Source organism: Photorhabdus aballayi (assembly GCF_026153155.1).
Lineage (GTDB): Bacteria > Pseudomonadota > Gammaproteobacteria > Enterobacterales > Enterobacteriaceae > Photorhabdus > Photorhabdus luminescens.
In genome coordinates this window covers 49,501-71,120 of sequence record NZ_JAPFCD010000017.1, presented here as the reverse complement: position 1 = coordinate 71,120, position 21,620 = coordinate 49,501, and the positions used below count along the sequence as shown (strand labels likewise).

The 21,620-nt window shown below is 38.5% G+C and carries 21 protein-coding genes and 1 tRNA gene; 13 read left to right on the top strand and 9 right to left on the bottom strand.

What is annotated here, in order from left to right:
• Positions 1-68: 68 nt before the first annotated feature.
• From OO184_RS11310 to OO184_RS11285, 6 genes are all read left to right on the top strand, one after another.
• Positions 69-833 (top strand): phage tail protein, encoded by a 765-nt coding sequence (locus tag OO184_RS11310; RefSeq protein WP_265379269.1) that lies wholly within the window; start codon positions 69-71, stop codon positions 831-833.
• 375 nt (positions 834-1,208) lie between these two features.
• The gene (locus tag OO184_RS11305; RefSeq protein ID WP_265379268.1) at positions 1,209-1,796 is read left to right on the top strand and encodes a gp53-like domain-containing protein; all 588 of its coding nucleotides are present in this window, start codon (positions 1,209-1,211) and stop codon (positions 1,794-1,796) included.
• 2 nt (positions 1,797-1,798) lie between these two features.
• Positions 1,799-2,221: a tail fiber assembly protein gene (locus OO184_RS11300; protein WP_265379267.1), complete on the top strand. Its 423-nt coding sequence runs from the start codon at positions 1,799-1,801 to the stop codon at positions 2,219-2,221.
• A gap of 455 nt (positions 2,222-2,676) precedes the next feature.
• Entirely contained in the window at positions 2,677-3,339 is a 663-nt protein-coding gene (locus OO184_RS11295) for a DUF4431 domain-containing protein (RefSeq protein WP_265379266.1), read from the top strand.
• Between the two features lie 1,114 nt (positions 3,340-4,453).
• Entirely contained in the window at positions 4,454-4,954 is a 501-nt protein-coding gene (locus OO184_RS11290; RefSeq protein WP_265379265.1) for a phage tail protein, read from the top strand.
• Positions 4,954-5,550 (top strand): tail fiber assembly protein, encoded by a 597-nt coding sequence (locus OO184_RS11285; RefSeq protein ID WP_265379264.1) that lies wholly within the window; start codon positions 4,954-4,956, stop codon positions 5,548-5,550. The genes OO184_RS11290 and OO184_RS11285 overlap by 1 nt, the downstream gene beginning before the upstream one ends.
• 116 nt (positions 5,551-5,666) lie before the next feature.
• Here OO184_RS11285 and OO184_RS11280 read toward each other — a convergent pair whose 3' ends face one another.
• Positions 5,667-6,041 carry a LecA/PA-IL family lectin gene (locus tag OO184_RS11280; RefSeq protein WP_265379263.1) on the bottom strand — a complete coding sequence of 125 codons (375 nt, stop codon included), beginning with the start codon at positions 6,039-6,041 and terminating at the stop codon, positions 5,667-5,669.
• 918 nt (positions 6,042-6,959) lie between these two features.
• On the opposite strand from OO184_RS11280, the gene OO184_RS11275 reads away from it, so the two are divergent.
• Both OO184_RS11275 and OO184_RS25000 read left to right on the top strand, forming a co-directional pair.
• Positions 6,960-7,958, top strand: coding sequence for a phage tail protein (locus OO184_RS11275; RefSeq protein WP_265379262.1), 999 nt, complete (start codon positions 6,960-6,962; stop codon positions 7,956-7,958).
• Positions 7,955-8,596 carry a tail fiber assembly protein gene (locus OO184_RS25000; protein WP_283256281.1) on the top strand — a complete coding sequence of 214 codons (642 nt, stop codon included), beginning with the start codon at positions 7,955-7,957 and terminating at the stop codon, positions 8,594-8,596. The genes OO184_RS11275 and OO184_RS25000 overlap by 4 nt, the downstream gene beginning before the upstream one ends.
• 162 nt (positions 8,597-8,758) lie before the next feature.
• Here OO184_RS25000 and OO184_RS11265 read toward each other — a convergent pair.
• The 3 genes from OO184_RS11265 to OO184_RS11255 all read right to left on the bottom strand — a co-directional run bounded on the left by OO184_RS11265 (position 8,759) and on the right by OO184_RS11255 (position 10,910).
• Positions 8,759-8,835 (bottom strand) — tRNA-Pro (locus OO184_RS11265).
• A gap of 75 nt (positions 8,836-8,910) precedes the next feature.
• On the bottom strand, positions 8,911-10,650 hold the full coding sequence (gene yejM, locus OO184_RS11260) for an LPS biosynthesis-modulating metalloenzyme YejM (RefSeq protein WP_265379261.1): 1,740 nt from the start codon (positions 10,648-10,650) through the stop codon (positions 8,911-8,913).
• Positions 10,651-10,682: 32 nt separating this feature from the next.
• A complete protein-coding gene (locus OO184_RS11255; protein WP_011147091.1) occupies positions 10,683-10,910 on the bottom strand; it encodes a YejL family protein in 228 nt (75 codons plus the stop codon).
• 273 nt (positions 10,911-11,183) lie between these two features.
• Between OO184_RS11255 and yejK the strand changes: the two genes are divergently transcribed.
• A complete protein-coding gene (gene yejK, locus OO184_RS11250; RefSeq protein ID WP_265379286.1) occupies positions 11,184-12,188 on the top strand; it encodes a nucleoid-associated protein YejK in 1,005 nt (334 codons plus the stop codon).
• A gap of 72 nt (positions 12,189-12,260) precedes the next feature.
• Here the strand turns inward: yejK and rplY are convergent, their stop codons facing one another.
• Both rplY and radD read right to left on the bottom strand, forming a co-directional pair.
• Positions 12,261-12,545: a 50S ribosomal protein L25 gene (gene rplY, locus OO184_RS11245; protein ID WP_036777310.1), complete on the bottom strand. Its 285-nt coding sequence runs from the start codon at positions 12,543-12,545 to the stop codon at positions 12,261-12,263.
• A 174-nt stretch (positions 12,546-12,719) separates the two neighbouring features.
• On the bottom strand, positions 12,720-14,477 hold the full coding sequence (gene radD, locus OO184_RS11240) for a DNA repair helicase RadD (RefSeq protein WP_265379260.1): 1,758 nt from the start codon (positions 14,475-14,477) through the stop codon (positions 12,720-12,722).
• A gap of 414 nt (positions 14,478-14,891) precedes the next feature.
• Here radD and rsuA point away from each other — a divergent pair, with 414 nt between their 5' ends.
• The 3 genes from rsuA to OO184_RS11225 all read left to right on the top strand — a co-directional run bounded on the left by rsuA (position 14,892) and on the right by OO184_RS11225 (position 18,178).
• Positions 14,892-15,593 carry a 16S rRNA pseudouridine(516) synthase RsuA gene (gene rsuA, locus OO184_RS11235; protein WP_265379259.1) on the top strand — a complete coding sequence of 234 codons (702 nt, stop codon included), beginning with the start codon at positions 14,892-14,894 and terminating at the stop codon, positions 15,591-15,593.
• 43 nt (positions 15,594-15,636) lie between these two features.
• Positions 15,637-16,821, top strand: a complete 1,185-nt coding sequence (locus tag OO184_RS11230) for a Bcr/CflA family multidrug efflux MFS transporter (protein WP_265379258.1) — start codon at positions 15,637-15,639, stop codon at positions 16,819-16,821.
• Positions 16,822-17,833: 1,012 nt separating this feature from the next.
• Positions 17,834-18,178, top strand: coding sequence for a YejG family protein (locus tag OO184_RS11225; protein ID WP_036777304.1), 345 nt, complete (start codon positions 17,834-17,836; stop codon positions 18,176-18,178).
• Positions 18,179-18,364: 186 nt separating this feature from the next.
• Here OO184_RS11225 and mepS read toward each other — a convergent pair whose 3' ends face one another.
• Both mepS and OO184_RS11215 read right to left on the bottom strand, forming a co-directional pair.
• Positions 18,365-18,946, bottom strand: coding sequence for a bifunctional murein DD-endopeptidase/murein LD-carboxypeptidase (mepS, locus tag OO184_RS11220; protein ID WP_265379257.1), 582 nt, complete (start codon positions 18,944-18,946; stop codon positions 18,365-18,367).
• A 357-nt stretch (positions 18,947-19,303) separates the two neighbouring features.
• Positions 19,304-20,008 (bottom strand): phosphatase PAP2 family protein, encoded by a 705-nt coding sequence (locus OO184_RS11215; RefSeq protein WP_265379256.1) that lies wholly within the window; start codon positions 20,006-20,008, stop codon positions 19,304-19,306.
• 432 nt (positions 20,009-20,440) lie between these two features.
• On the opposite strand from OO184_RS11215, the gene OO184_RS11210 reads away from it, so the two are divergent.
• Positions 20,441-20,758: a YmdA family protein gene (locus OO184_RS11210; protein WP_265379255.1), complete on the top strand. Its 318-nt coding sequence runs from the start codon at positions 20,441-20,443 to the stop codon at positions 20,756-20,758.
• A 241-nt stretch (positions 20,759-20,999) separates the two neighbouring features.
• Here OO184_RS11210 and yeiP read toward each other — a convergent pair whose 3' ends face one another.
• Positions 21,000-21,572, bottom strand: coding sequence for an elongation factor P-like protein YeiP (gene yeiP, locus OO184_RS11205; protein ID WP_036777297.1), 573 nt, complete (start codon positions 21,570-21,572; stop codon positions 21,000-21,002).
• Between the last annotated feature and the right edge of the window lie 48 nt (positions 21,573-21,620).

Genomic DNA, 21,620 nt, shown 5'->3' with positions numbered 1-21,620 from the left:
CTATATAATATATAGTGATTCAATATGTTAATTATAAAATAATATTATTTAATCTAAAGGGGATATATATGAGCGCAAAAAATGATTTTAAAGCTTTTTCTACTAGTAATAATGCTAATGTAGTAAGCCAGCAACTATATGAAGAGATGCCGGAATTGTCGACTGGATTTCCACCGTATAATGTTCCTACCCATGTGTTAAATAAAACATTACGTCAAACGTCAGTAATGGCATCCATCGTGGCTAATTTTATTGCGGAACAATCTGGCGAGGACGTTTTGGATAATGGTGATATAACCAAACTCACTGCACAATTAAAAAAAGCTTTTTATGTCGGATCTAAGCGACCGGGTGATATCTATTTATCTGCACATCCAGCATCAGATTTAGCTAAAGGAGAATATATTGCGAATGGTGCTATTCATGAGATTGATTCAACTGTTGGTCGGGCATTGAATAATTTATCAGATGCGTATAAGGCAGCATGGGGAATCAAACAGAATGGCAATAAAATCAACCTGCCTAATCTGTTTGCCGATGGAAGAGGGGTATTTGTGCGCGCTGGATTGACACCAGGTGTAATACAGGGAGATGCGATTAGAAATATTACAGGTAATTTGGGATGGCAAGCGCATGGGCTTTTTACTCGTACCAGTGGTGTATTTTATGGTGTTAGGAGTACGGCAACAGTCATTGCTGCGGGAACGAATGCTAATAGTAATCATGGATATTCGGCATATGCCACTTTTGATGCATCAAAGGTCGTACCAACGGCAGATGAAAACCGCCCGTTAAATGTCAGTATGATACCGGTAATTTATTTGGGTGTATAAGGTAATAATCTCTCAGTGAATACCATAAGAATATAGCCAGAATTTAAATATGGATTTTGGCTATATATGAATAATATGGAAAATGGTAAGAAAAAGTCGTAACTTAATGAGAAAATAATTGAAGGAAAAAAAGATATAGAAATAATAATTTCGAATGTTGAATATAATGATTTTGGGGGTGTTTTTAATTACAATATATCGCGTTGTTTATTTTTGCTCATTATATAAAAATAATTACTCCTTTTAGTTATAAAAATATTTCATTATTGTTTTTCTAAACTAGACTGTTGTCGATGTGAATTGTGAGAAATCATCTTTAGTGATAGTTAAATATGTTTATTATGAAATAATGTTATTTAATTTAAGGAGATGTATATGAGTGCCAAAAATGATTTTAAAGCTTTTGCTATCAGTAGTAACGCTAATGTACCCAATCAACAAGACTATGAAGCATATTCGAATTTGCTGACTGGGTTTCCAGACAATCAATATATTCCTAATCACATGTTAAATAAGGTATTACGTCAAGCATCAACTATATCATCTGCTGTAGCTGATTTTATTGCGACAGAATCTGGCACTGATGTTTTGGATGATGGTAATGTAACCAAAATCACCTCGCAATTTAAAAGCGTATTAGACAAAAAAATTGCCAAGTGTTGTAATCTTAATGTGAATACTGCTAACAAGGTTGTGAATGGTTGGTGGAAATGTGGTGATACTGGAATAATTATTCAGTGGGGCCAGGCAAACGGCTGTGGGGCTATAAATGATTACAGATATTTCCCGATTCCATTCCCTAATGCTTGTTTTCAGATCGTTGCAACATATTCTGAGTTTGAAAATTTTGGCGCTGGAGTTGCTACCTTACCTATTTCTGCAAGTCAATTTATTGTCACATGCAGAAATGCTGCATACCAGTTAGAAGGTAATTTTGTAAGATATTTGGCGATAGGATATTAATTATGTATTTTTATAGTGCAAAAACAAATGCATTCTACCCTATAGAATTGGAACAGAATTATATTGCTTCTGGTTCATTGCCCGATGATATTATTGAGGTTGGTATTGATGTTTATCAAGAATACGCCGCTAATAATGTTCCAGAAGGAAAATATCGTATAGCAGGTCAAAATGGTTTACCAGAATGGGCTGATATTCCTCCACCAACAAGAGAAGAATTGCAGCAGTATGTTGAAAGTAAAAAGCAACAATTTATTCTAGAGGCTAGTCAGCAGATAGCGCCATTACAAGATGCTGTTGATTTAGGGATTGCGACTAAAGAAGAGGAAATGGCTTTATCGGTATGGAAAAAATACAGAGTCATGCTGAACAGAGTTAATATTTCACAGGCTTCTGATATTGAATGGCCGGAACAGCCAAAATAACGAGAATGGCCTGAATAAGTAGACCATTCATACAATGGTTTTGTTAACTTTAGGTAATCATATACTCGATAGAAATCTTTGTGTTTTGGTTTGCAATAGAATATTGAACAGTGAAAAAATAAATACTTTTTATCTTCTAATTGATACCAAAAACTGGATGTTTTAAATCAACCTGCTATTAAAGTCTGAGTTCTGTATTTAACAGAGCTCGGATTTTTTAATTTCAATATCAGATCAGTGGTGCTTGACTAACTTATCCAATTCCGCAGCGCGGGAATAAATAGATGAGCTCAGATGATTTACAGTCGTGTAGGATCAGGCAGAGAAGGTCATGATAACTTTAAGGAGATCAAGAGTTGAAAATACAATTAATCTCCTGAGGAAAAAATTCAGGTTGTGATTTTATCTTTAATGTATTTAAATTAACGCTGAAAAATCACCAATAGGAGTAGTGTATGAGAACACTAACAGGTTTTTTGGCATTAATACTGTGCGGTGTGTCATTTCTATCATTCGGAGCGAGCTTTGATTGCGCAAAAGCCACTAGTAAGGCTGAAAAGTTAATCTGCTCGACCCCGGCATTATCCCAAGCTGATGACAACCTATATGTTGATTACCTTCAAGCTAAATTGGTTACGGATAACAATGCGGACTTTAAGGCTCTGGTAAAACAGAATTGGGAACTTCGCGAGAAATGCGCAGTAGTTTCATGCCTTCAAGATTGGTATAAATGGTCATCTGAAATGTATAGAAAGATTGCCGCGGTTAAAACAACAGAGAACTGCTATAAAGAGAGGCAAAAAATTACTCTTGATGGCACATTATTAAAGATCACCTATCCTGGCCCGCCAAATTACGAAAGCGTGGAAAATGGGGATACTCCTGAGACCTATTGGGTATTACAGCCAGATAAACCAATTGGATGCGCTAAAGGGGCTCCGGAATGGGGTGATTATAACCTTATGCAACTGGTAGTCGAGTCTGATGATTTCTATGATATATATCGAAGCCTTATCGGACGTCGCGTAAGCGTAACTGGAACCATTATGTACGCGGTTACTGGACATCACCATACACCGATAATGCTTGAGACCCAACGAATTGAAGCTGCTAAATAATCTGGAATTAATAATAGTGGGTAACTGATGAAATATTGCCGGTAATTCGTAAGGCGGGAAGCTATTACCAGTCATTATTTGCTGAAATTCTTTCAACCTCAGAAGGTTGATTATCTGATCATTCATAAAAACGACTTTGTGTTTAGGGTGGTGAGGAGTCACTGTTCCATATACGATAGTTTCTAAGCATACTGCTAATGCAATTCTGAGACAGGCAGATATTAAAGAAAAAATATAATGATTTACTTATTGACTTATGTGAAGAGTTCTTTTTTACAAGCGCCCAATGTTCATTAACCGGAAGGGCTGAGGTGAAGATAGAGTAGCTTGGCTCTTTTCTGTAAGTTAATATCATTGTGAAAATTATTAGATAATGCGATATTTTTTTAGGTGGTAGAGACAAGTCTGATGAAAACTTTTAGTGATAAATGAGAAGGCGGAGTTTTTCCCAATTCTGTTACTTAGATATTCGTATCAAAATGCAAAAAGATTCAGTTTAGAATTTAAAACAGAAAGAATTGCAGGAATAGATAGAAGGAATCAGAGCAAAATAGCTTTCAGATGTTAAATATAGATGATTTGTATATGTTTTCGATTATAAAATATTGAACTGTTTATTACTTTAAATTATATGGAAACGATTAGCCTTATAAGAAATAAGAATACCGCATTATTATTTTTATGAACTAGACTTTGGTTAGTGTGAATTTCAGAGGGAGTATTTTTTCAATAATTTAATATGTTTATTACATCGGAAAATTATTTTATTTAAGAAAGGTATATGAGAAAAAATGATTTTAAATCTTTAGGATAAAAAATTACAACAGACATTATCAGTGCTTTATTAATATAGAAAGGTATTGTCCAGCTTACAGATGTGATGGGCAATAGCGACACATAGGTGGTTACATAAAAATTTATTAAGGAAATAATGGATTCATTGCTTGAAGAAATTAATATACCTGTAAGTTCTCCTATTTTGTGGCCGTTGCTCTATTTTTCGGTAAAAGTTGTATATTATCCAAAAGGGGTAGAATGGCCAGAGAGTTTTCAATTTTATAGGCGTGTCAAGACCACGAAACATAGCATTTAACTATATTTTAAGGGCAGCATAATGAGCATATCTTTACTTGAAGAGATTCCGGTAGGAATACCACTTCCTTGGCCGACTGATGTACCACCAATTGGGTGGGTAAAATGTAATGGAGCGATCTTTGATAAAATTTTATATCCAAAATTAGCGGCAGCATATCCATCCGGTGTATTACCCGATTTACGGGGTGAATTTATTCGTGGTTGGGATGATGGGCGTGGGGTGGACATTAATCGATATCTACTTTCCACTCAACTGGCAGATATCGCTCCACATAGTCACAGGATTGGCCGGATGTGGTCCAGCTCAAATTCTGGGGCCGAAGGTTTGGGTACACCAAGCCGTATTCTCAATAGTGTCTACCAAAATGTTAACTATGGAATTGATACTCGCGGACTAGGCATTGCTATTGGAATGGGATCAGGTGGCTACGGTTATATGGATAATGTGATTGTTGCTTCAACAGGAATAGAAACACGTCCACGAAACGTAGCATTTAATTATATTGTGAGGATTATCTGATGAATAAGGCTGTATTGGATAAAAATAATATTGCTATCAGTAGCGGAAATATCATGGTATTTAATTACGATGCAATTACACTGGAGTATTTAAACAGTACTGATGAGTATCTTCCTGTTGGTATTGGTCTTCCTGCGAACTCTTGCACAGATGCACCACCTGAGATTAAAGAGGGATATGTCGCCTGCCGTTCATCTGATTTAACCCATTGGCTGATTGTGCCGGATTACCGTGGAAAAACAGCTTACGACAAACAGACACGTTTACCGCAGAAAATTACTGAAATCGGTGAGTTACCAGAAACTCTGACCTTCAAGAAGCCTGACACCGATTATGACAAATGGAATGGTGAAGAATGGGTAGTTGATAAAGACCTTCTCAAATCCAGTCAAATCAATGACGCAAAACAGAAGCAAGTAGAAATGTTGCGACATGCGAGTGACACTCTTTCATTATTGCAAGATTCTGTTGATTTAGAAATTGCGACTGACTCAGAGAAAGCCGCTCTGTTGGAATGGAAAAAATACAGAGTATTACTCGCTCGTGTAGATATTTTACAAGCGCCGGATGTGGAGTGGCCGGAAGTGCCTAAATAAAGTAGGGGCTGTGAATTGCTATCCGCCAAGTGAAGATCACATAATTTTTCACTTGGCATTATATTAATGAGAATGTTTATTACTTTATTGATTGCTAATACGTATTCACTCGATTTTTATTTTCTTTCCTCCAGAGGGGAATATCGAGACTCTATTATGACATCGACAAGAAATTTACCTGAGTTGTCACCGTAATAACCTGGCGCGTCATTGAATAAAAGTATTAATTCTCCATCTACGGGAACAGTTTTATGAAGTACCCCATTGCCTATGTCGTAGGTTTTATCGCCGATTTTGGCACTGAGCGCGTCGAGTGAATTTAGTTGATGAGTAGGTATAGAACCCTGAGGTGCGGCCCATTGATTGTCTCCACGGCCGAACTTTACCCATCCTTTGGCAATGACAGAGATTATATCTCCTTGTTTTAGAATAAGTCCTGTGGGTTGACCATTTTTAGCATTAGCTGGAACACTTCCTGACCAATCATACATAGCATTACCCCCGAAATTATGTTTTATGGGAATAGTTTTTCCAAAGATATTTGCATATTTGGCTGAAAGAGAATCTATCTTTTTATGACAGGATGAGCAATGAAATGCATCAGATATTGTGAACTATATTAGTAAAAATGATTTTTAGAACAACGGTTAAAATGTGGTTTATTTTAGTTGTTTTTCCTGTGGCTGTATCAATCAGGCTTTGAAAATGAATCCCCTTTCAGCTAATTTCCTGTTCCGTGTAAGGTTTTTCACACACGCACACATAGAGCTAATTTTGATAAAGACAATTTATTCTATGTGCTGCGACTGAATTTATATGGCAAGGATTGGCTATATCTGGGTGTCAACAAATGACCAAAACAGTGATTTACAGTGAAATACTTTGATAAGTACAAATTGTGAATGGATTTTTATGGGTATTATTTACTTGTGTAGATGTTGATAAAGCGCCTGATGTTATGTGTCCGGAACAGCCTAAATAAAGCTGATCAAGGGAGTTTTCCACCCAACTTACCAACCTGTTTTCAGAACTGGAGACTTAAGCTTCTCGATGAGAATAATGGGAGTATATTTTATGAAGGCAGTGAGCTATACGATATTCTTAAACACTGTGGATTAGGTATTAGAGTTCAGATGTTTAAAGATTCAGTGTGGAACATTAAGTAGAGAGAGTTACAGGAAATAATAGAAAAATAGTTTCCAGATATTAAATATATATTTAATTTCGAAACATTGAGCTACTTATTACTATTAATTATATAAAGATAGTTAACCTTATAATGAATAATAACGGCGAATTATTATTTTTATGAGTTAAACTTTGATTGGCGTGAGTTGCCGGGGGATAATTTTTACAATGATTCAAATATATTGATTATGAAATGGTATTGTCTAATTTAAGGAAGGTATATGAATCACAAGAATGATTTTAAAGCTTTTTCTATTAAAAATAATGCAAATGTAGTGAGTCAAGAAAGATATGAAGAAAGCCGGAGTTTAAAAACTGGCTTTCCACCAGATAATATCACTGTCCATTTGCTCAATAAGGTATTACGTCAGTCGTCGACAATAACATCTGTTTTGGCCAATTTTATCGCGACATATTCCGGTAACGATGTTTTGGACAATGGGGATATAGTTAAACTCACTGCTCAATTAAATGGAGCATTAGAACAAAAAATTGCAACCGAAGTGCCAAATGCCTCATTAACACAAAAAGGTGTTACTCAGCTCACAGATAAAACCGGTAACAGTAATACCCTCGCGGTAACACAGAAGCTTGTTTCTGATGTAAATGATAATGCTAACAGCAAATTGTCCAAAAACCAAAACGGCGCAGATATCCCAGATAAAAATGCGTTTGTAAAGAACCTCAATTTGTTGAAAACGGTGGCGTTTGCTAAGGAGGCGGTACCGAGCAGCCGGAAAATTAATGGCAAATCATTGACAAGCGATGTGATTTTGAATGCTGGGGATATTGGTGCACAACCTGTAGGCGACTACGCAAGTTATAATGATGTATCAGAATCATTAAATAAAAAACTCGATAAAGCGGCTGTTGTTCAAAATGACGGGCACAATTCTAATGATGTGATGAGCCAATTAGCTGTTAGTGAGCGCATGATTGGGATAGGTCAACATTGGAAAGATGTTACAGCGCAACGGGCTATAAATATTGCATACACAAACACATCTAAAAAACCAATCATTGTATCAATTGCATTACTAGGTTCAGCATTTCAAGCAGATATAACCGTTAATGGCGTGCAAGCATTCTATATCAGTGGAGCAGGCTCTTGGGTCACTAGTGGTTCAACCGCCGTTATCCCCGCGGGGGCATCATACAAAGTCGTTCCTGTGATTAATGCTCAATCAATTTCTATTGTAAAATGGACTGAACTATCATGATATATAGCTATTACAGAGATAAGAAAAATGAAGTGCATGCTTACTCGGAAGAGCAACTCAATACGGTGACTCGCTTAACCGAGCTTGAGTTACTCATTGCAGAGAAGGAGCCGATCTATCTTGATGCGCAAAATAAACTTCTTCAAAAAGAAGTGGGATTAAATTTACTGATTGAGCAGCGACATTCACTTAATGAAACATCAGAAAACGATATCAATACCCTAAATCAGAAAATTGAACTTGCGACAGAAGAGTATGATGAAACGTTACAATTTTTCAATCAGATTGAAGAAGAGTCTCAGCCGATAAAAGCGGAGTATGATGCGTTTTTGCCTGTGTTTTTTGATATTCGTGAAAATCTAAAAGTCATGAAAAAAATGACAGTAAGAGAAGTTGATGCACATTTAAATCCACCCATTTCTAAAGAGCAATTAATGGCAGAGGCAGAGCAACAAAAGCAATCATTACTCGTTGAAGCGAATAATGCTATAGCCCCACTGCAATACGCGGTCGATCTCGAAATGGCAACGGACGGAGAACAGGCGTCACTGACAGCGTGGAAAAAATACTGCGTACTATTGAACCGTGTAGATGTGAATCAAGCGCCAGGTGTTGAATGGCCGGAAGTGCCGAAGTGAAGAGTAATAATTAGATAATTTTATGTTTTTGGTCAGAAAAAGTGGGTTTGTCAGTGGTTATCAATGCCGGATTTGAAGTTGGGGTTTTACACCCATTTTACACCAAGCAAATCCCAGCCATAAAAAAACCAACCACAAGAGGTTGGTTTTTCTAGGGAAATTTGGTCGGCATGAGAGGATTTGAACCTCCGACCCCCGACACCCCATGACGGTGCGCTACCAAGCTGCGCTACATGCCGATAATTCGTATTATAGTACTGATTTTTTATCTAAAAGCAAGTACTGAATTTTGTGACCGATTGATTTTTAAGCATTTAGTTGGCTATAAAATGTTTAACCTCAGTTAGTATCTGTAACAGTTGCGCCAAATTGGGCTTAGCATCTTTGATTTCATTGCCTTCCAAGTCATATAAGTGATAGTCACCATTTTTATCCAGGAACAGGGTGTTTTCGCTGGTTGTAATGATAAGGGAACCATCATCACCGGTAATCACCCACGGATTATCACGCTGTGCTGCAAATAGATCTTGGCCCTGAGAATAATCAGCAGGAGTATTGCTGACATGCAACAAACGTTGCATTAATGTTGTCATGACGTCCTGATGACTTGTCAGTTTATTAATGGTCTGTGATGGTGTTCCAGGCCAATGAATTAGCAGTGGAACGTGCATTTGAGCACGATTAAATTTGCCATTGTTTATCCATCTAGGTGGATGTGTAGCGGCGATCTCACTATGTTCAGCAGTAATAACAATGACAGTATTGTTCAGTGTATTTTTGTTTTTTAGTGTCTCTAGTACAGTATTAATCCGGCTGTCAAGCGTAGCAGCATTACCTAGTGCATCAATTTTATCCAATCCACTCATTCTTAAGAAAGAGAACCACGGGGCATTAGTATTGGGTAAGTTTAGCCATTGTTGCCATTGTTCGACCGTCAGTTGGTTACTTTGGTTGACTTCGGTGGGTAATGAATAGTCGGAAAGTAATGCATGACGATAAAGCGGAGTATCAAATCCTACAGAAGAGAATAGGCCAAATTGATATCCCTGATGAGTCAGAGCATCAATTAGGGCTGATGATTTACGTCCAGCCAGTATTCCATCCAGATAACCGGAAGAAATGCCATAAAACAATCCGAATAGGGCAGTATCATTTTGAATCCCAGTACTGAAATGTTGATTGAACTGAATGTTGGTTTCTCTGAAATGAGAGAGCACAGGCATATTCTCTGTAATATCTCTATTATCCAGTTTATCAACGACCAGTATTAACAGATTGTATCCGCTTCCTTTATCCTGATAAGTCAGATCATTAAGTGGATATTCCACTGTCAGCGCAGCAGGATCACCCTGTTGCATAAGGCGGCGCTGATATTCTTGTTGATCGAGTAGACCATGTTTTTCAAGAAATTTACGTGCGGTCATTGGATAGGAGAGCGGCAGGTTAGAGCGTTGCATGGTAATAGGACGATAAAAATTAGCATCAGCCCAGATATACATCAAATGGGAAGCTAAAAAAGCCGAAATAAAGACGGCAGCCAGTGGCTTACCAAACCGTTGCCGATTCAGGCTGCGTAGTTTCTGCCAACTCCAGGTGCCAAATAGCATCTGTATCAGAAAAATAACGGGAATACAGATGAACATTAGCTGCCATTCTCGCGCTAGTTCCCCTTGATCAGGATTGATAACTAAATCCCACACCAAAGGTGTAAGGTGAAGATGGAAACGGTTGTATATGGCAATATCGAATATTAACAGTGTCAGCCCGGCTGTGGCGAAAATGGCTGAGAGAAACCTTAGCAAGCGCTGTGACATGACAATAAATGTCAGTGGAAACAGGACCAGCAAATAAGCGGCAAAAACAATAAAACTAAAGTGCCCAAGCCAACTAGCCAGAGCATAGACTCGGCCGAACAGTGAGCTCGGCCAGTCAGAAACAAACAGGTAACGACTACCTAATCCAAGACTGAACAGAATATTAAATAGGGCAAACCAATGCCCCCAGCTAATCATTTGGGAAACTTTTTCACGATAACGCTGACGGCTAGTCACCATATTTTGTTTACGTTGTAGTCTTAGTTAAAAAATTAATGGGCTTTATCTTCGTTTACCGAAGATTTAAGCGCGTGTGCAAACGAGTCGGCAATATGTCTGCGTTGTGCAGGAGATATACTCGTATTGATTAAATTTGTCACCATATTTCCCAGTACCATTAAAGAAAGGTCTGTCGGCGTACGGTTTCTTTCCAGAACACTGACGAGTTCTGTTAATAAGCGTTCAACGTGTTCGTCACTGTAACGAGATGACTGTGGCATAGTATTTAAACTTCCTGAACTAACAAAGCACATTATCTTACCGTATAGATGCGTGTTTTTCTGCTCTTTTGTGGCAAATTAATTCACGGTTAAGATTATGTTGCAGTAATAACCTATTTTTAGCAATTTTTTGATATCTGCCAGTAAATTATAGTTGATGGCAGATAACGAAACGTTATTTTCTTTCGGGGTTTTTTATTGCAGTCGTTTGTTATCGGTGTTTGAATGCGTGTTTCAAAACGCATGAAGTCAGCCGCGAAAGGAGTAGAAAGAATGAGTCTGCAAATAGACCAGATTGCCTTGCATCAATTAATCAAGCGTGATGAACAGACATTAGATGTCGTGTTGCGTGATTCTTTACTCGCCGCCGATCACGTGGTGGAAGATATGATGGCTGAATTACACCGGGTATACAGCGCAAAAAGTAAAGCTTACGGCTTATTTAATGAAGAGAGTGAATTGGCAGAAGCGCTCAGACATCAGCGTAAAGGTGATGAAGATTTTCTTGGGTTCAGTCGTGCAGCAACGGCACGTTTGAGGGATGAGTTGGCGAAATATCCGTTTGCCGAGGGGGGAACGGTCTTGTTTTGTCAGTATCGCTATCTGGCGGTAGAGTATTTACTGATTGCTGTGCTTAATAGCTGTAACAGTATGTCTGTGAACGATAATCTGGATTTAAATACTACGCATTATTTGGATATTCCTCATGCTGATATTGTCGCTCGTATAGATTTGACGGAGTGGGAAACTAATCCTGAATCAAGCCGTTATTTGACATTCCTGAAAGGCCGAGTAGGGCGTAAAGTTTCAGATTTCTTTATGGATTTTCTTGCTGCCAGTGAAGGTATGAATGCGAAAGTTCAGAATAAAGGCCTGCTACAAGCTGTTGATGATTATTGTGAATCTGGTGAGCTTAATAAAAATGAGCGTCAGGCGTATCGCCAGCAAGTATACAGCTATTGTAATGAACAATTGCAGGCGGGAGAGGAAATCGAAATTAAGGAGTTGTCTCAGGCATTACCCACGTTTGGAGAGCAGAACTTTCAGCAGTTTTCTCAGGAGCAGGGATATGAACTGGAGGAGAGTTTTCCGGCAGATCGCAGTACGTTGCGTCAGCTAACTAAATTTGCCGGCAGCGGTGGCGGATTAACAATTAATTTCGATGCGATGTTGTTTGGTGAAAGAATTTTCTGGGATCCGGCAACGGATACTTTAACCATTAAAGGTACGCCGCCAAATTTACGTGACCAGTTACAGCGCCGTAATGGTGGTCATTGAGGTTAAGAAATAAATAACGCCGCAAATGCGGCGTTATTTACTCGGCGTCCCGAAAAGCTCGGCTGTGGCTAATTAAGCACGCAGGAAGTCAATGTGCGCCAGTTTTGGCTTAAACGGATGGCGCTGTACAGCCTGCACTTTAACTTTAGTTTCTTTACCGTCGATAACCAGGGTCAGAACTTCGCTATAAAATTCAGCTTTGTGTTCCATATTAATAACCTGATCGTGATCCAGCTCAATAGAAACTGGCTCTTGGTTGCCACCGTATACGATAGCTGGGAACTTGTTAGCTCTGCGCAGGCGGCGGCTCGCACCTTTGCCCTGCTCTTTACGTACTTCTGCATTAATAGTAAACATTATTTTTTCTCTTTAAGAAGAAAATAAATCCTGCTACAGGCGACCCAGCAGCAGGTTCGAGATTTGGCTTAACATAGGTCAAGCGGGCGGCATTCTAGCGAAAAATGGCAGTTACAGCAAATGGAATAGGTTAATCTGAACCTATTAATACGACTCCTATTAATACGACTCCTATTAATACAATGAGTCTGCTCGTCGGAAACGTCCTTGGTAATCAAAGATTTTTTCACGAATCTGCCAGAATCGACCTTTTTTACGGGCGACCACAAAATCTGGATGACGTAATAAAGGTTGCTGGTGAACGATATCTGAGGCGGTTTTCCAGTTAAAAGGTATGGTCGGAGCACGTTGATGCTGACGAAGAAATTGGTGCTCAAAGAGCCGTCGCTGGGCAGGGGTTGTAAGTCGAAAGCGTTCGGAAACGTCAGCGCCATCTTCATCGTAATAGATGATTTTCAGCCATTCTCCTTTACTGTCAATTTCAGGGATGAGCTGCATACCACCACAACGTAGCACCAGTGCGTCTTTGAGTTTCAATGCGGCTTTCAGCATATCGTCAGGATCAACCAGCACCTCCTGGCAACTGTGGCAACGCCGCGCTGCGATATCGTTTTCTGCATTGCAATGAGGGCAGAGCTTGAAACGAAAACGGAACTCACATTGGTGACGTTTGCCGTATTGATCATTTTCCCAACCCTGACAGCGGCGGCCAAAATGTTCAATAATTTCCCCGTTGGAGGTGCATTTTCCCCAAAATATATTGGAAAAATTGCAGATAGGGCAGAATACTTGAACTGGTTGGCTCTGTTTATCTGGTTTATTGCTACCAACTTCTGGTGTATAGAGGTCGTGAGGATTTCCTGCATAATCGAGAATCAAACAATCTTTTTTGCCGGGAAATAATCGTAAACCACGACCAATAATTTGCTGATATAGACTGACGGATTCAGTAGGACGCAGAATGGCTATCAGATCAACATGAGGAGCATCAAATCCAGTTGTCAATACAGCGACGTTAACCATATAGCGCAATTGCTGAGTTTTAAAGGCTTCGATAAATAGATCACGATCAGCGGTTGATGTATCGGCACTGACTAATGCGGCTTGGCCGGAAGGGAGTAATTGAACAATCTCTTTGGCATGTTCGACAGTTGCGGCAAAAAGCATAACGCCTTTGCGATCAGCGGAATATTCAATGACTTGTTTTATAATATGAGGTGTGATGCGTTTTTGTCGTTTAATTTCGTGATTTAAATCAGTTTCATTGAAGATACCTTGCTGACTGGAGCGAACTTGGCTGAAATCATATTGTATAACCGGCATATCTAGCCGCTTTGGGGGCACCAGGAAACCATGTTTAATCATATAACGCAGGGGTAATTCATATATGCAATCACGGAAAAAACAGTTTTCATCACCACGGATCATTCCGTGATAGTGATATTGATATATCCAGCCGATAGCCAGTCTGTAAGGTGTTGCTGTTAAGCCAAGAATACGTAGCTGCGGGTTATTTTGCCGAAGGTGATGAATAATTTGCTGATACTGGCTATTTTCATCATCGCTGATGCGGTGGCATTCATCAATTATCAGCAAAGAGAATTGATTATTAAAATGTTCAGGATTACGGGCGACAGATTGCACACTACCAAATACGACTTTTCCTGCACTTTGCTTTTGCTGCAATCCGGCGGAAAAAATATCTGCTGGTAAACCGTATGCGCAATATTTGCTGTAGTTCTGTGCAACTAATTCTTTTACATGAGCTAATACTAATACTTTCCCACGAGCTAATTTTGCCAGTTCAGCAATGACCAGGCTTTTTCCTGCTCCAGTTGGTAATACAATGACCGCAGGCTCATGATGGTGCCGGAAATGATTAACGGCGGCATCCACGGCTTCTTGCTGATAGGGACGTAAAGTAAAAATCATAATCGTTCCGCAACAGAAAAATATTCGTAAAAGAGTAACATTTTTCTTATCAATTTGCTGTGGGTGGAAGTCAAGGTAAGATAATTGTCTGATTGAGTGAAACTATAACTGGTTATACTCGTCATCTTTCAAGTTGCCTCTTTGTTGGCTGCACTCACTCACCCCGGTCACATAGTTAGCTATGCTCCTGGGGATTCGCTCCCTTGCCGTCGCGATGCATCTTGAAATCCATTGGGTATATAACAAATAGATAATTGTTGTTTATAGTAAACATAGTTATGATTAGCTTTCAAATCTTTTGGGTTCATTTCACATCTTCTTTTTTGGTGGCTCGGTGTTGTAGTGTCAAGGTAGTGCCAAAATAGTAGTGAGTTACGTTCATTGTTAAATTAATTAATACAGGTGTCTTCATCCATGCGATTGGATAAATTTTTGTCACAACAGCTTGGTATCAGTCGGAATGACGTAGGACGCGAGTTGCGTGCAGGGCGTATCACTGTTAATGACGAGATTGTAAAAATCGGAGCTTATAAATTAACTCCAGAGCAACAGGTTATGTTTGATGGTTCGTTATTGGAACAGCAGCAAGGGCCTCGTTATTTTATGCTAAACAAACCACAAGGATATGTTTGTTCCACTGATGATCCGATAAATCCGACAGTTCTCTATTTTATTGATGAGCCAGCAGCGCATAAATTACATACGGCCGGTAGGTTGGATATGGATACCACTGGTCTGGTTTTGCTAACTGACGATGGTCAATGGTCTCATCGTATTACTTCCCCGAAACATCATTGTAAAAAAACATATTTAGTCACACTTGAATGCCCGGTTGGAACAGAGACGGCAGATAAATTTCTTGCAGGTGTTCAACTTAATGGTGAAAAAACAGTGACAAAACCCGCCCAACTGGAAATTCTGGAATCTCATGTAGCCCGCTTGACGATTAGTGAAGGGCGTTATCATCAGGTAAAACGTATGTTTGCAGCGGTAGGTAATCGGGTAACAGCGCTTCATCGTGAGCGAATTGGTGAAATCATTTTAGATCCTGAATTGGAGCCAGGAGAGTACCGGTCATTAACTGAGCAAGAAATTGCCAGTATCAATATTCCTTAATCCTAGTTTTAGTTAATTATTTTAAATTATTGGAGCAATATACGTGCAACAACAACGATCATCCTATTTAGGACTGATTTTAATCCTTGGGCTGCTTTCTATGTTAATGCCTCTTGCCATTGATATGTATTTACCGAGTTTGCCGACCGTTGCCGAAGATTTCGGTGTGGATAGTGGACGGGTTCAGATGACACTGAGCAGTTATATCCTTGGTTTTGCTATCGGTCAAATGGTATATGGCCCAATGGCTGACAGTTTGGGGCGTAAGCCAGTTATTCTGGGGGGAGTTGCTATATTTGCTCTAGCTTCGGCTGCATGCGCAATGGTGCAGAATATCGATGATTTTATTTATATGCGCTTTTTGCATGGATTCTCCGCTGCCGCAGCGGGGGTTGTCATTAATGCGCTCATGCGAGATCTGTTCACCAAAGATGAATTTTCGCGTAGCATGTCTTTTGTGATATTAGTAATGACGATTGCTCCATTAATTGCTCCAATTCTTGGCGGCATGATAATGATTTGGTTTACATGGCATGCTATTTTCTGGAGTATTGCGGTGACTTCTATTATTGCCGTATTCCTTATTGCTTTCTTTATAAGAGAGACTTTGCCAAAAGAGAAAAGACAAAAATTTCATCTACGTACAACTGTAAGACAGTTTATTATGTTATTTCGCCAGCGTCGTGTATTTTGCTATATGCTTGCCAGCGGTTTTTCATTTGCGGGAATGTTTTCTTTTCTCAGTGCAGGGCCATTTGTTTATATTGAGTTAAATGGTGTGTCTCCTCAGCATTTTGGATATTATTTCGCGCTTAACATCGTATTTCTGTTTGTGATGACGACAATAAATAGTCGCTATGTCCGGCGTTTTGGCGCGTTGAAAATGATGTATTTTGGTTTGAGTGTGCAGTTTGTGATGGGAATCTGGTTGTTACTGTCTACCACATTCGATTTTGGCTTTACTGCTCTGGTCATCGGTGTTGCAGCTTATATATGTGGTATTTCTATGATTACATCCAATGTCATGGCGGTGGTTTTAGATGATTATCCGCATATGGCCGGAACAGTATCTTCATTGGCAGGTACTGTTCGTTTTGGTATTAGTGCCTTGGTTGGTGTATTACTTGCTATGTTACCTGCATATAATGCCTGGCCAATGGTTGGTTCTATGGTTTTGTGTGTTATTTCGGCTGTTTTGCTTGTGATATATGCAAAAAAGGGGTGGTAAATAAAAACAGAAGGCTGTTTTCATGTGCAGCCTTTTCCTTAAAAAGAAAATTATTGTCAGCGAAAAATATTTTTGATGATATTTTTTTGGTTATAATTTTATGCGAGATTATTGAAGAGCCATTTTATTTTAAAATGTATATCCGATCTCATTGATATATTCTTGATTGGTAGGGGTGAAATTTGATATGATTTATTGAAAATAATAAATTAAATCATAATATTATGATTATTTTCTTATTCTAATATTTACCATTAAGCAATGAAACTGTAATAAATTTGTGGTATCAGTCGCATTTTCTGTATCACTAAAATTATCATTAAAAACGATGATATTATTAAAGAGAATATTTTTCATGAATATTCCGGGGAATTGAACAATTGGCTATGCTTAATAACTATAAATGGTGATACTGATCTATTTGTGGAGAGGTGAAACTATTGTTGCTTCATTGTTTTTTATTATTGCTGCTGCGTATTTGTTGATTTTTGTATTCCCGTTGGGTTGAGAGGCTAACTGTTTACAGTAAGGAAATTCCGAAATGTTTTGCCGTGCGAATAAATTGTTATTGATGCATTGATAGTAATTATAAGTCTTTGTTGTATTTTTGTTAAATTAAAAATATTAAATGGCGTTATCATTAGGTTTTCATTAATTATACCTTATAAAACACATTGTTATCTATTTGTTTTTACAGTTCTTATTTGATTTTTATGTTAAAGTGTTGAGTTGAAAAAATAAAATATGTAAACAATCATTAAACATAAAGTTGGGTTTTTGCATAAAAATTAGTTGAGTTTTCTTTAAAAAAAGTATAAATATATGAGAAATGAGAGATTGATCTCACTTTTTCTAAGGTGAAATTTGGAATTAATGTAATACTATAAACACAAATTTAACTTTTCGTTTACCTTTTTTGGGCGTTAGTTATTCGGTTTTGGCGAGTAGAACACCTGAAGATAGCCGCTAACTTTAACTTTTGTATCTATGTTCTTTCAGGTAGGAATGATTCGTGAATAATATTCAGCTTTCGGTGGTACATCGGCTGCCGCAAAGTTACAGGTGGTCACCCGGTTTTGTGGGTATCAAAGTTGAGCCGCTTCCGGTTGATGAAGTGAATGCGGAAAGTAGCCTGATGGGGTTGAAGTTACTCAGCCACGAAGATGGGGCTGCGTGGAATGTTATGCAAAAATTACAGCAATCACTTGCTGATATGCAAATCGGAAGCACGGTGATTGAGTTGGAAGGTCAGCCGTGCTTATTTATTAATAGTGAAGATGAAAGTGCGGTTATGTGTCGTTTGAAGACACTTGGGGCAGCCATTGCTGAAAAGATAACTGCGCTTTATCCATTCTGATATATACCCTATGGATTTCAAGATGCATTGAAACGGCAAGGGAGCGAATCCCCGGGAGCATAGCGAACTATGTGACCGGGGGGAGTGAGTACAGCCAACAAAGAGGCAACTTGAAAGATAACGGATATAAATGCGAAAAGCGCTTCCTTTGATAGAAGCGCTTTTTCGTGGGCAAGGGAAAAATTTTTAGCCGTTAGGCACCATATTATTGTTAATGACTCGACGACCGCCGTAATAACGTTTGCTCCAGTATGTGCTGCTTAACCTGGAAACGATGACGCCATTGCTGGTAGAGGCATGGACGAATTGGTCATTACCAACATAGATGCCAATATGCCTGGTACGGGAACCTGTCTTAAATAAAACTAAATCGCCAGGGCGTAATTTTGAACGGTCGATTTTCTTGCCAATATTTTGTTGTTCAAATGTAGAACGCGGCAGTTCCATACCAAACTGGTCACGGAAAGTACGTTGAACAAAACCAGAGCAATCTATACCACGTTTGGTATCGCCGCCAAGTCGATAGGCAACCCCCTTCCAGCCATTGTATTGGCTAAGAATTTTAGATTTTATGTCCAGATTACGAACGAGTGCTTCGAATTCATCCTGAGACGCTTGAAGTAAGAAGCCATTCTTACCATTTACTGCATGCGTATCAGTTTGTGTGTTACGAGAATCTGGCGAGCTGCACGCGGATAAAGTGATCGCTACGAGCAGCGCGGGTATCAGCCGCGTAATGTATCTCAGAGCCGGTTGAGACTTGACCATTATTTTTGTTTTCCCTTGCTATCCTTACCTTAGTTGGTCGCTATTATTGAAAAATATCAAACGCTTAGAAGCCTGGTGTTAGAAAAAACAATGAGTAAACAACGCGCTTGGTGAAAAAACGCGCCTGATGCCACGTTTTATAACGATATTTACAATAAATGTCATTCAAACCGAGAGTACAGAAACAATCAGGAAAAGGCGAGTATTTAATGACATAATTTACAAAAAATTAGATTTCTAAGTGGAAGAGATCAGGAATGTTGTTAATTTATGTTATTTATGTGGGTTTTATGAGCTATTGGGAAGGTTAAATACCTTCCCGATATTACTGAATAAAAAGAGTTTATAAGAGAACTCTTAAATTGGGCGACCAATATGCGGTAGATTCTTATTCAGCCAGTTAATCATGATGTCACTCAATGGTGTTAATAGTAGCCAACTTGTTCCGATTAGCACCAGAGATAAAGAACCGACTGCAATATCAGTAAACCAATGCGCTCCTGCCATGATACGAGGTAATGCAAAGATTACCATGATCAATAATGCGATACAGAATGCTCTACCTGAGATATAGCGAAGGATAAAGCAGCTAAAAATCAGGAGCATTAATCCGTGATCGCCTGGAAAGCTATCGCCTGATGCATCTTTTGTTACCAGATTAGTCATTTCGCTAATACGATTGATATGATCAAAGGTTAATGTTGGGCTTGGACGGATAACTGGGAGTAGATGACCGATTTGGTTAAGTATAATTGCGCTTATTATCATGACCAAACCAATCATGAATAATCTGCGTTTGCCATCGTAATTCTGTTTACGAAAAGCGTTGTAATACAGCAATCCCATACATAAAAGTGAAATGGCATCGAAAGCTCTGATATTCACAAATGCTACAAATTCTGTGAATGTTGAACCGGGAATTAATTTCTCATTAAAGAAGTAGAAGATTGCAGAGTCGATCTTGAACCAAAAACCGTGATGCTCTGGTAAATACCAGGAGAGAAACAAAGTAATCCCTAATAGATTCAGTATCAATATGGCAAATGGGTGACTACGTGTCATGGGATACCTATTTGTTAAAAATAAAATAAGTGGTAACTAAACTTACAATTATGCAGGTTAATATAACAAATATTGAGTAATAATGTCACAATTCTTAATCATAAGTTAATCTGTTGATTTTTTTATCTACTTTGTGCTCTTTTCTTTATTTTTTATTTACTTTGGTGACTATTCCTGTTCAATTCTGTGAGTTTTTCTCGAGTGATATTGTGGTATTTAAAGTTGAAAATTCTTAATTTTTTGATAATTACTTCTAATAATTTCAATATTGGAAGATATAAATATCTTAATTGGTTTTAATTGCTAAAAGTCATAAATAAACAACGAAAATAGCCGTTACCAATACATAGACTCATAAATTTTTCCGATTTCTAGATTGATTTCATTTTCGGAAATCGCAGCAAATGATGCTGTTTTATGGTGGGGGGTTTTATGTCTATGTTTCGGGTTATGATAGGTTGTTTTTTTCTGATGATTCCTAGTCTTGTCAATAGTGGGTCAGAAACAACATCAAGTACAGGGGTTATTCGCTTTTCAGGTTCGATCGTTGAATCACCGTGTCGTTTTGATTGGCGTGATAATTGGGCTGATACCACTTGTTGGAGAAAGGGGCATAAGATTACCCAACGACGAAAGCTTGATTTGCAAAATGATATTTATTTTTATTTGCCACACCAAATGGGTGTAACAGAGATTAAATGGATAAAAGGAAAAGAGAAAATTGGTGTTGTTACAATTTTCTATAATTGATGTTAAGAGAAATTTTACATGTTATTTCTTCAATAGTGAATTGAAGAAGGGTAAGGGTTTTATTTGTTATTGCTAAAATGAATGAGTGACAGATTTATATTGTATTTTATTTAGAAATTTAAATTATGTTCAAATGCTAAAGCAGGTGACCGATTTAATTAATAGCGCAGGTAAAGTGAGTTACCCTGTTTTATACCGGGCAACTCAGAATTAGATAATATTTTAGAATTAGATAATATTGTTAATCGCAACGTCCCATATAGCGACGTTCTGCAATGTGAATACGGATTTTTTCCCCGCTGCTGATATATTCAGGCACTTGTACGGTGAGTCCGGTGCTCATTTTGGCAGGTTTTGTCCGTGCACTGGCTGAAGCGCCTTTAATTCCGGGGGCCGTTTCTTCGATAACCATATCGACTGTCTGTGGCAATTCAAGGGCAATGACTTGTCCTTCTATTGTCAGAACTTGCATACCTGGCAGGCCGCCTTCAGGAATAAATAACAACTCTTCTTCGATTTGTTCCTTTTTAAAGTGATAAGGTGTGAAATCTTCATCATCCATGAAAACATATTCATCACCATCAATATAGGAAAAATTAACGCTACGACGAGTCAGGCTGATCGTATCAAGGATATCATCGCCCTTGAAACGTTCTTCCACTTTCTGACCGGTGCGGATATCAGTAAAGCGCATTTTATATAATGTGCTAGCTCCCCGAGCGCTTGGTGCTTGAATATCAATGTCTTTGACCAGCAGTAATTTACCATTATAACTGACGGCGCTACCGCGTTTAATTTCGTTGGCTTTAGCCATAGTAACCTTCCATAAAACCGCAAGAGAATAATCGGCGACAAAATTACT